Source organism: Allokutzneria albata (assembly GCF_900103775.1).
GTDB classification, from domain to species: domain Bacteria; phylum Actinomycetota; class Actinomycetes; order Mycobacteriales; family Pseudonocardiaceae; genus Allokutzneria; species Allokutzneria albata.
The window spans coordinates 5,063,350-5,075,243 of the sequence record NZ_LT629701.1; the positions used below are offsets into that span (position 1 = coordinate 5,063,350).

The 11,894-nt window shown below is 63.9% G+C and carries 5 protein-coding genes; 3 read left to right on the forward strand and 2 right to left on the reverse strand.

Going from position 1 to position 11,894, the window contains the following annotated elements; translation table 11 throughout:
* The first annotated feature begins 217 nt into the window (after nucleotides 1-217).
* Together BLT28_RS22695 and BLT28_RS40360 are read left to right on the forward strand one after the other, a co-directional pair.
* A complete protein-coding gene (locus BLT28_RS22695; RefSeq protein WP_157376102.1) occupies nucleotides 218-7,447 on the forward strand; it encodes a PA14 domain-containing protein in 7,230 nt (2,409 codons plus the stop codon).
* 62 nt (nucleotides 7,448-7,509) lie between these two features.
* Entirely contained in the window at nucleotides 7,510-7,905 is a 396-nt protein-coding gene (locus BLT28_RS40360) for a PH domain-containing protein (RefSeq protein WP_162184950.1), read from the forward strand.
* An 844-nt stretch (nucleotides 7,906-8,749) separates the two neighbouring features.
* Here BLT28_RS40360 and BLT28_RS22700 read toward each other — a convergent pair.
* Together BLT28_RS22700 and BLT28_RS22705 are read right to left on the reverse strand one after the other, a co-directional pair.
* Nucleotides 8,750-9,373 (reverse strand): DnaJ C-terminal domain-containing protein, encoded by a 624-nt coding sequence (locus BLT28_RS22700; protein ID WP_172806531.1) that lies wholly within the window; start codon nucleotides 9,371-9,373, stop codon nucleotides 8,750-8,752.
* Nucleotides 9,374-9,406: 33 nt separating this feature from the next.
* Nucleotides 9,407-9,919 carry a caspase family protein gene (locus BLT28_RS22705; RefSeq protein ID WP_156051836.1) on the reverse strand — a complete coding sequence of 171 codons (513 nt, stop codon included), beginning with the start codon at nucleotides 9,917-9,919 and terminating at the stop codon, nucleotides 9,407-9,409.
* Nucleotides 9,920-11,148: 1,229 nt separating this feature from the next.
* On the opposite strand from BLT28_RS22705, the gene BLT28_RS22710 reads away from it, so the two are divergent.
* Complete coding sequence (locus tag BLT28_RS22710; RefSeq protein ID WP_231950381.1) at nucleotides 11,149-11,865, forward strand: Crp/Fnr family transcriptional regulator; 717 nt, start codon at nucleotides 11,149-11,151, stop codon at nucleotides 11,863-11,865.
* Nucleotides 11,866-11,894 lie beyond the last annotated feature (29 nt).

Here is an 11,894-nt window from a genome sequence, read left to right on the forward strand (position 1 = left end):
CTGTCATGCAGCCCGAGATGAGCGTTACGTGAGACTCGTTGCAGCCCCCGTAGCCCGAGTGGCCTCTTGTGCCGAGCAGCTGATGAAGGTGAGGATCTCCCGGCTTTGTCTGTTCTGCGTGCTGTGGGGAGCCCGCACGGAGTTCAGTTGAGGGGGCCCGGTGGGAGGCACCGGTTCTATTTGTCGTGCGCGGTTATCGCGGGGTTTAGCCGTCCTGGTGGTCGCAGCGCTGAGTTTCTCGTTGGCGGAGGTGCCGGCATCTGCGGCACCGGCTCCGTCAGCAAAGGTCAAGGGCACACCGATGGATGTGCCGCTGGTTCGGAGTGAGCCTGGTGCGGCCATTCGTCCGATCCAGCCCAAGGGCGATTTCGGGCCGTCAGCGCGTCCAGCTCCGGTGCTGGGCGGGCCACCGTCGCCGTCGGCTCCGCCGCAAGCTCCTCGCAAGGGGGAGTTCGTGGAGGGGGTCTCGACGCTTGTCGCTCGCGAGCCGAAGTCGAACATCTACCGCAACCCTGATGGGACGACCGCGGTCAAGCTCTTCCAGGACGTGGTCAACGTTCCCGGCGGTCCGGGTAAGGCTCTGGTTCCGGTGGAGACCACGCTGGAGCGCCGCGATGGTTTGATCAAACCGAAAGCGGTACTCGCCGAGACGCAGCTGGCGACAAGGTCGGCGCCAGGCACTCTGATCAGGGTCCAGACCGGTGACAAGTCGGCGTCGGCTGAGTTGGAGCCGGTGGGTTTCGCCCAGCGTGAGGCGCGCCTGGACAAGTCGGTCGCGGTGTACGAGTCAGTGCAGGACGGCGTCGATCTCAAGGTTCGGGTGCTCTCGCGCGGTCTCAAACAGGACCTGGTGCTGCATCGCGTTCCGCAGGCGTCTGAGTGGCGCTATCGGCTGCGTGTTCAGGGAGCTGTGACACCGTCGTCCCGTGCGGACGGGGCGATCGTCTTGAAGGACTCCACCGGGGCGGAGCGACTCGTCGTCCCGGCACCGATGGTGTGGGACGCCAGTGGGGCTGAGCCGGCGTCGGCACCGGTGTCGCAGCGACTGGAGCGCGATGCTCAGGGCTGGGTGATCGTGCTGGCCGTGGATCGGGCGTGGCTGACCGACAAGGCACGGAAGTTTCCGGTCACTGTGGATCCGAGCATGCAGGACCCGCACATGTACGGCACGGATGTCTCCGAGGACGCCTACGTCAGCGATGGGTGGCCGAACCAGAACTACAACGGCAAGGAATGCCAGGACGAGCGCGGGTGCGTGCTGAAGGTCGGGACGTATCCAGGTGCGGGAACGAACTGGGCGTACCTGAAGTACAACCTCGATCCGATTCGTGGCAAGCAGATCCTCAATGCCTCGTGGAACGGCTTCTGGGGTTGGTCGGCACGACCGGAGGCCACCTCCTTCACCTTGTGGCATCAGGGGTGCGACTGGAGTGCGGGCGGCATCACCTGGACCAACAAGCCGATGTGCTTGGACAACATCGCCCCGATCCGTAGCCAGGGCAAGGGACTTGAGTGGTCCAAAGTCGAGATCGGTGACTGGATGCGCAACTACGCCTCCGGCGCTTGGCGGTGGAACGGGTTCATCGTCAACACCGACGGAGCTGGTGCTGAGGCGTGGAAGAAGCTGGCCGCCGCCGAGGCGGGGCCGGAGTTCGCCTCCTACGTCGTGGTGAACTTCAACGACGCGCCCGGTGTCTGGCTGCGCGGGTGCACCGATTGTTCGCATCACGCCAACGAGTTCGAGTTCACCGTGCACTCGGGCGACTACCAGAACGATCAGCGCTATGTGGAGATCATGCTGGCCGAGCACCCGGATGTGCTGGGACATCGCTTCGCATGGCAGGGCTTCGACGTCCAAGGCGGGTCACAAGACCTGAAATGGCGCCACGGCGGCAAACTGGGCTGGAACAAGACCTACTTCTGGCAGGCGCGCACCAAGGACGGGTGGTCAGACTGGCAGTACTCGCCAGTGTGGAACTTCCGGACGGTCAACACCACTCCACCTGTGCCCGCGCTAGCCGGTCCCGCGGACCGCGCGGTGGTGACCGTCAAACAGCCCGAACTCACCGCGAACACCGTGACCGACGCGGACAACGATCAGGTTCAGTACGAGTTCTCCATCGCCACCGGCGGAGACGGCCGGTCCGGTCTCGTCGCCCGATCCGGGTGGCTTGACGCTCCTAAGTGGACGGTACCGCCCGGTGTGCTGAAGGACGGCGTCTCCTACACCTGGACGGTCCAGGCACGCGACAAGATGCCGGACACGATGAGCCCCTACGCGGTTCGCCGCGCCGTCAAGGTCGACATGCGACTGGGAGTGCAGGGCCCCATTCCCGGGGACACCGTCGGCCCGCTCACAGCCAACCTCTCCACGGGCAATGTGATCACGACCCTCGAAACACCCGCGATGAACACTGTCGGCGGACCGGTGGCGGTCAAGTTGTCCTACAACTCCCAAGCGGTGGATGAGACAGGCCTGGTCGGCTCGTACTTCACCGGTGACTCCGAGGAAGGCATCAAGGACACCGAGTCCCCGGTGCTGGTGCGCACCGATCCGCAGGTGTCCTTCGATTGGAAGTGGGGATCGCCGTACGAGCCAGTGGTTCCCGGTGACGGCTTCCGGGTCCGCTGGCAGGGTTTCCTGAAGGTGCCGACCACTGGTGCCTACAGCTTCGGCGGTGTGCACGACGACGGCATGCGGGTGTGGGTGAACAACCAGAGCGTCTACGACGAGTGGAAGAAGTGGATGCTCCCCGAGGACGCGCCCAAGTTCGGTGCCTCCACCGTGCAGCTGGAAGCGGGTAAGGCATACCCGATCCGGGTCGAGTACCGGGACTGGGTCTACGGCGCGTTCATTCACCTCTGGGCACGTACCGGCACGGACGCTGCTGTCCCTGTCCCCGCCTCGTGGCTCTCTCCCGTCGCGTCGGCTCTTCCTGCGGGATGGTCGCTGTCAGCTGACGTCGACGGCAACGGACCGGGATACACGAAGGCAACCCTGACCGAGTCCGGCGCCACGCTCGTCGACGGGACAGGTGCCTCCCACAGCTACACCAAGCTCTCAGACGGCGGGTACGCGCCACCTGCCGGTGAGTACGGCACGTTGTCCCGAGACATCGACGGCAAGCTGACTCTGATCGACTCCGACGGGACGATGTACGTCTTCAGCACCGCCGGCGACCTGACGTCGATCACGGCCCCCTCCGACGCCCGCAAACCCGCTGCGGCGCGGATGGAATGGACCACCCCGGACGCGGGCAACCCGATCGCCCGATTGAGGTCCATTGTGGACCCGGTCTCCGGCCGCGCGTTGAAGCTGTACTACTCCGGCGCCGCTGAATGCGGAACGGGTTGGGACCCAGTGCCGGCTGGTTTCCTGTGCGCGGTCGAGACTCCTGACGCGGCGAGAACGCATCTCTACTACTCCGGTGGCAAGCTCGCACGGTTCCGCAAACCAGGAGAGGAGATCCAGGACCTCTGGTACTCACCAGAACACAAGCTGCTCGGAACTCGTACACCGCTGCAGATCGACTGGATTCACGCCGACCTCGCCAACCGTAACACCGGTGCGGCCAACTACGCCGTGGAGTACCACGGCGACGGCAAGGTCGCGCAACTGTGGACCCCGGAACCGACCGGGTTCGCCAAGACGCCCACCCAACGCCTCAAGCACTTCTACGCCTACGGTCCTGATTGGACAGAAGTCCGCACCTCCGGCCTGACACCGCAACAAGGATGGTCGCGGCGCATCACGAAAGACCTCGGCGGGCGGATGCTCACCGACACCGACGCCACCCAGAAGACCACCCGCTACGAGTGGGCGCCCGATGACAAGCAGCTCGCGACGATCGATCCAGCGGGCCGCAAGTCCACCACTGTCTATGACGAGAAGGGCAACCCGGCCACTGCGTACGGGCCCGCACCGGAAGTGTGCTTCGACGGCAACAAGCCCAAAGCGACGTTGCCGACGGGTTGCGAGAAGATCCCGACCACCACGACCGGCTACGACCACAACATCAAGGGCTTGGCCGCGACCTGGTGGACCAACCCGAACATGACCGGCCCGGCCAACACCTACTCCACGGCCACACCCAACACCGACTGGAACACCACGCCCCCGGCGGAAGGGCTCAATCCCAAGGGTGCGTACTCGGGGCGGATGACCGGACTCGTCCACGTCGACACCGCCGGCCGCTACGCCTTCGGCACCGGGGAGCGCGATGCCACCGACGGCATGCGCATCTACGTCGATGACAACCTCATGGGGGATCGCACCTACGCGCCCTCGGTGATCGAGTCCGCGCCGCTGGGGTACTGGCGGTTGTCCGACGGCGACAACACCGCCCGCGATGAGTCCGGAAACGCCCGCGAGGGCACCTATTCCGGAGCCGTCGGCAGGCAGAAGACGGGTGCGCTTCCCGATGACGGCAGCTCCGCCGCCGAGTTCACCGGTGGCGTCGTCACGGTGCCCGACAGCGATGCCTTGGACATCACCGGTCCGTTGACGATCGAGATGTGGGTCAAACCCCGGCACAACCCGCGCGGTGTGCGCTGGCACGACCTGCTCAGCAAGTACGCCGCGGGTGCGGGCATTCCCTACGAACTCTCACTGAGCCCCGACATGCGCCTGCAGTTCCGCCACGCCTCCACCGGCGATCGCTGGGAGGCAATCGATTCCAAGGACGGCCTCGGCGTCGACACCTGGAACCACGTCGCAGTCACCCGCGATGACAAGAACAAGGTCACCTTCTACATCAACGGCAACAAGTCCGGCGAAGGCACCTTGGCCGGTAACGGTACGGCGAACTCCTCACCGATGGCGATCGGTCGCCGGCCTGTCGGCGGTGACGCCGAGACGTTCATCGACGATGTCGCTGTCTACAGCAAAGCCCTGGCGGAGAAGGACATCGCCCGACACGTGGGGTCGGCGGGCAAAGTCAACTCTGACCGTCAGTCGCTCCAGCTGACCGCGGGTGTCCACCGGATCCGCGTGGACTACCACCAGCGCCTGCTGCCCGGTGACCGCCGGGTCGGCGTCTCGGATGCGAACCTGATGTGGAAGCGCGACACCAGCGACTGGAGCCCAGTCCCCGACGACAAGCTGAGCCCTGACTACGGGCTGACGACCTCGTCGGCAACCATGGAATCCGATGGAGTGCCCGACAAACGAAGCACCACCTCCTACGCCGACTCTGGACTCGATCCCGGTTACGGCCTGACCACCTCAGGGGTCATCGACCCCGGCGGCCTGAACCTCACTTCGCGCACCGAGTCGGAGAAGCCAGGAACCGGCTTCCTGCGCAGAACCGCGAAGACCCTGCCGTCAGGGGCGAAAACCACCTACACCTACTACGGCCCAACGGAAGGCCGCGACAACCCGTGCACGCCTGAGGTCGAACAAACGAACCAGGGCGGTCTCACCAAGCTGACCGCCCTGCCTGCCCCCGCCGCAGGAGCACCTCGAACCGACGAACAGGTCTACGACATCCTCGGCCGCGTCGCCGCCAAGGCCATCTCCGGCGCCTGGGCGTGCACCAAGTACGACGCCCGCGGCCGCGTAGCCGAACAGACCCACCCCGAAACAGCCGGAGAAGGAGCGCGCGTTGTCCGCCACGTCTACGCCGTAGGCGGCGACCCACTGACCACCTCCATAGGCGACCACCACGGCACCGTCACCACAACCGTTGATCTCATCGGACGACCCGTGACCTATGTCGATGTCCACGGCACCCGAACGGAAACCACCTACGACCTCGCGGGCCGTACCACAGCACAGAAGGTCGCTCCTCCAGCCGGAGCCGCGCACACCATCCAGACCGGCTACGACGACGCGAGCCGGATAACGTCGCTGAAGTACAACGAGACCGTCATCAGCACCGTCACCTACGACGCGGCCGGGGAAATCGCTTCCGTTGACTACTCCAACGCCACCGGACTCCGCGACATCGCGCGCGACGGCGCGGGGAAGATCACGTCGCTGAAATGGAAACTCGCCAGTGGTGACCTGGTGAGTACGGTGAGCAGATCCCGTGCAGGGACCATCATCGACGAGTCATTCGGCGGCCACGACGCTCGACCAGGGGGCCACAACTACCGTTACGACGCCGCTGGCCGCCTCACCGAAGCCTGGGTACCCGGCCACCAGTTCACCTACGACTTCACGTCACCCGCAGCAGCCGGATGCCCCACCGGGACCCAGGGCAACGCGGGCACGAACACCAACAGAACGCGCCTCAAGGACACCACTGCCGCAGGAGTCTCCGAAACCTCCTACTGCTATGACGCCGCGGACCGGATCCTCGCTACCACCGGGACTACGGTCGTGTCAGAGATCAAACACGACTCGTGGGGAAACGTAACGCAGTACGCGGTGGGGGGAACTACCACGTATCTCGGCTGGGACGGAGAAGGACGAAACACCACCGCCCGCAGCGTCGGAGCCGACCCCGCGTCCGTTGCCTATGTCCGTGACGTCACGGACAGAATCACCCGCAGGGATGCCAGCTCCGGTGATACCCGAACCGTCGTGCTCTTCGGGTACACCGGCGACTCGGACAGTGCCGGTCTGACACTCGACCACGAAAAGAAGTTGCTCTCCAGGACAATCTCCCTACCGGGAGGCGTCCTGTACACGATCCGAGGCGAGACGGGAGCGGATCAGTGGGACTACCCGACGATCCGCGGTGATCTCGCCGTCAGTGCCGGAACCGATGGAAAGCAAGCCGGACCGGTGCGCTCCTACACGCCCTTCGGAGAACCACTCACCAACACCGGAAGCACGGACCCCGACGCCGTACCGGACAACCAGCCCGGACACATGGACTACGGCTGGCTCGGCCAACACCAACGCCCCTACGAACACGCCGGAGCACTGTCCCTGGTGCAGATGGGCGCCCGACCCTACAGCCCTATCCTCGGCCGCTTCTTCTCCGTCGATCCAGTCGAAGGGGGATCCGCAAACGACTACGACTACACATCAGGCGACCCCATCAACCGCACCGATCTCGATGGAAAGTCCTGGTGGGACGGCATTTGGAACGGAGTGAAGAAGGCGGTCTCGTGGGGATGGCACCACCGTGGCCATCTCACCACCGGTGGAGCGATGGTTGGATGTATCTTCACTGGGCTGCTCGGCTGCGCCGTGTTCCAGGCAGGCGCGTGGCTAGCGCGAACAACTCGACGAATTGAGGATTATGGGTTCCGCCGTAGCCTTCGAGCGAACATATACGATCTTGGCTTCACAGGCCTCTCGTTCGGGCTCGTTAGAACCCCCGCACACCTGGGTTCCCGCGCTGGCGGGCTGGGGTGGCGCCGCGCGCCCAAACAGAACAACTACTACTCGCCAGCGCAGATGCTCTTCATCGCAGGTGTAGCAGCCATGCCAGCTGCGGCGAACGCGGCAGGGTGCATTCTGCGACGGGTCCATGGAAAGGCGTGTGCATGGTAAACGCTAACGAAACGGGTGGCGCCTCTGTGGTGCGCATACTCCGGTCCGGATCGCGCTGGTTCATGATCATCCCGTTGTCGATTTTTGGCTTCGTGGGCTTCGCCATGATCGTTTACGGCGCGGTCTACGAGAAGGTTCTTGGAGGAATATTCTTTACCGGTGCCGTTGTGCTTGCTGCGGTGAAACTGAGAGAGGCAGTCGTGCTGCGTCCGGGCGGTCTCGTAGTGAGAGAGTGGTTTCGATCTCGTCGTATCGAGTCGGATCAGGTGGTTGCGGTAGAAGTGGATAGTTGGCGCTCTGCACTATGGGTTCCCTTCTCGTTTCCGGTGCTCCGCTTGTCCGACGGTTCCACTGTTCCTCTCGATGTACTCAAGGCGCCAGGAGCTCATCTGTCCGATCCGCGCCATGTAACTAACCGCCGGGCTGAAGATCTACGGTCTCATGTGACGGAAGGGTAACCGCAAGCACGTCCGTAGAAGCGAATCGTTGCAATCTTGCATAAGCCATGCCCGGTAGTCAAAGTTTGGCTACCGGGCATGGTTGCGCTAGAGATGAATACGGCGAAGCGTGGTTCGTGCCCGACCGCATCCCTGAACTTCGCCGACGCTGAGGTGGCCGCAGCTGGCATTCCGCAGCCCGACAGTGAAGGCGAGAGAGAGTTGCTCTATTTCCGGCGCCTTCGGAGCAGAGAAAGGATAGCGTTCAGCACCGTGCGAGCATCCGAGCGGCGCTTCTGGTCAGGGTGGAACAGGGCTACGCCAACCGCTGCTCCAACGTAGAAGACTAGGGCTGCTGAGAAGATCGCGGCCCCGTAGTTGACGACTCCGACAGCTGGCTCGACGAAGCTGTCAACTGCAGATGATGTAGGTGGGGCAGCGTCAAAGATGAGAACGCGTTCATTGGGCACAGCTGTGTCCGTCCCCGGGGGAGGGGCGCTGTCGCATAGCCTATCGTCGTGCTTGCTGCCGCTGATTAACCAGAACGTGAAGAGGCTCTGCGGATGGGTGGGCGGGGCTGCGCCGACTTGACCTTCCCAGTCAACATGGCTTCGTCGACATGGTGTCGTCGGCGGACATGACTCCGGAGAACCGGGCATCGCGTACCGCAGCGCTCTACGAAGCCGAGGTCGCTCGCCGCAACGAAGTCAGCGAGGGTAGCTTGGCGACGGCATGTGTAAAATGGCGAAGAGCGTCGCGCAATTCCCAGCCCCGGCCTTTGTAGCGGACGCTACGGCTTATCCCTTCACTGCCGTCTGAGTACGGCACGCGCACCCAGGCACGATTACAAAGTCTGGCTGGAGTACTAGCGTTCGCGGACATCCACGGTGATCATCAGGTCTCCCCGACCGTCTACCTCACCGGACGCGCGGAGACGCGGAAATCCGAGCCCGGCGACACGGACCGTCTTGCCGGACTTGACCCCGCCCGATATCCGGATCTTCTTCACACCGTCAAAAGTGTCCAGGTCAATGGTCCCGCCAGTGCGCGCGATCTCGGCTGAGATAGCGGTCGTGCAGTGCAGGTCCACACCACGCCGTTCGAAACGGTTATCGGGCAGCTCGTTGATCTCGAGATAGACGTCACCGGCCGGCCCGCCACCAGGACCGGTTTCACCCTGCTCCGACAGCCGGATACGCATACCGGTCGAAATCCCTGCGGGGATCGTGACGGCGATACTCCTCCGCAACACGACCCGGCCGTCGCCGACGCAGCCCGGACAGGGATTTTCAATCAACGTCCCGAACCCTGTGCAGGTCTTGCAGTTCTTCTCGCCATTGGTGCCATCTCCACGACAATGGGGACACCGCTCGACGATGGAATCCGGGGAAGTGCCGAGCCCATAGCATTCTCCGCAGATGACGGCGGTTTCGACGGAGATCGTGTCGACCTTGCCCGTGACCGCGTCCTTCAGCGAGATGTCGCGCAAGATCAACGCGTCCTGGCCGCGACGGGCTCGGCGCTACGGCCAGAGTCGGGCCCCGGGTTTCGACGGTCGCTCCGACTGTAGCGAAATCGCCCGGTTTGCCAGGTACACGCGATGTACCAGTTCCGACGACCACTGCGGCGTCTGCTTGACGCCGGATTCCCGCAGGCGCTCGTAGACATGCTCGTAAAGCTCGTCGACAGCCACTCTGCCGTCGCCGTCGCGATCCGCTTCGCCCGTGCGCAGACCGTGAATGATCGCTTCGGTGAATCTGGAGGGCTCCGGTTCCAGCTCCAGGAACCGATTCCCTTCCCACGCGTATTCCGTCCTGCCGGTGGCCATCAGGACGGCTCGTCCGTAACCGGCCAGTTGTTCTTTCGCGTCCACTCCGGTGGCCGCTTTCATGCCTGATACGAACGCTCCGCTGAAACAGCAGTCCAGCAGCAGCACGATCGACTTCGCGCGGCACCCGCCCATCTGGGCGTGCAGGAAACCTGCCGGGATCGACGTGGAATTTCGAGACGCGCAAAAGGGCAGGTAGTGAGCCACAAGCTCATTACCTGCCCTTTTGCGTTCTACTCCTGAGTGGAGCTGAGGGGATTCGAACCCCTGACCCCCACACTGCCAGGATAGTCCACAAAGGACTCTCACCAGCGAAAACCCTTACACCGCAGGCAGAACCGGTTTCGATGACTGCCGTTCAGTGCAGTCCGATGCGGTACAATGCGTGCCTGTGCTCCAGTTTCGCTCCACATGTTGCCGTGTGAAGTGTCATTGCAGTTCGCGCTAGATGGCCATCTAGCGCCATCGTATTCCTGCGACTGCAGCGTTGCACTCTTCTGCCGACGCTGTCCTGACGCAAGGGCGATCTGGTTCAGTGATCGACTTCTTCGTCGAGGGTGGCCCAGCATCGCGCGAGGCTGTTGGCCGCTCCGATAGGGCTGTACGGCCGACATCTCACTCGGACTCCATGAATCCAGACCGAGTCCAGCTCCCCGAGCCGACACCCGAGGCGAGTTCGCCGTTGTCGATCGCGCAGCCGCCGTCGGGGTCTTCAGCCAACGCTACCAGTGCCTGAACAACTTCGTGAGCAAATGGTCCTTGGTGCCAGTCCAGGTCCATGTGACCGTCGATGGTCCCCCACTTATCGCGGTCAGTGGCTCCTTGGAGGATGCGACATTCGCGCAGTGCCAGCTCGACAGCTCCCAGGGCTGCCCGGTGGGCGACAACGCTGGGCAGGCTCCTCGAGGCGGAGCGGCCGATGTCCCACACGATCGGTAGGTGCGGAAAACGGCTCGAGCCACTCGAGCTTCTTCAGGATGTCGCGCCGTGCTTCCTGGTAGGTCAGACCGAAATGGGCGCTGCGATTCCGCGCCGTGTCCTTGAGGTGTTTGCTGCACGTCATCACCGAACCCCTGCCGCGAGAACCCACGCTTCCCGCTGGTCAGCCAACAACAGCCTCAACAGGACAACGACGTACGCGATTCACCGAACCTTGCCCTCACCGCGTCGGTCAGCGTTGGGGCTACCGCGACGCTCGGAGTGCGGCCTGCGTACCGGCCTATCTCACCTTAGCCAACCGCGTTCACCCTGCAGGAGCCACGTGCGCCAGACACGTCTCATGCGGGCTTTCTCGAGCGCACCGGGCAATTCTGTATGGGTTTGAACGCCATCGCGACGCGTGCGCCGGGGCGGCCTGTCATCGGAGATTTCGCCGGAGGTTGCTCACCCTGGGATTGGTCCGTTTGGTGGATAGTGCCTCTGAACCGGGTCGATGGGTGCGCTCGCTCCGCTACAGAGATCTGGTGGATCACCATGCCGGCCCAATCGCGTCCAGGGGTTTTCGGGTATTGCTCGGTGAGCAGCGTTGGCAAGCACTGCTGGCCCATGGCTCGCTCCGCACCTACCGACCAGGGAGTTTCCTGCTTCGGCAGGGTGATCCCGGTGGATTCGTGCTCGCAGTCGGCCGCGGCAGGATCGCCGTGGTCGCAGGTGACGCCAACGGAACTGAGTTGTTGATCTCCCTGCGTGGTAGAGGCGATCTGCTCGGTGAACTCGCCATGGGGCGGAACACCGTTCGGTCCGCGACGGCTCGGGCGATCGACCAGTGCATCGCCCACCATGTGACCGCAGAGTCATTCCAGGCGTTCCTGGCCGAGCACGCCGCCGACGCGGTCTTGAAGGACTACCTGGTCTCGAAACTGTCCGAGACAGTGCCCTACCACCTGCACTTGGTGCACTTCAGTCCCCTGCGACGGGTCGCGCGGTTGTTCACCGAGCTCGTGGCGCTCGCCGACCAGGACCATCCGTACCGCGAGCGGATTCCTCTGACGCAGGAGGCGATCGCGGGCGCATTGGGACTTGCTCGGAGCACAGTGGCGGAACAGATCGCGGTGCTGCGCCGCGACGGCACCCTCACCCCACAGTCGCGGCCGGCCATCGCCGATCTTGATGCGCTGCGTCGCCACGCAGGCGTCCTCAACCTGCCCCAGTGAAAGTGGCCTGAGTCACAGTCGCGCTGTCC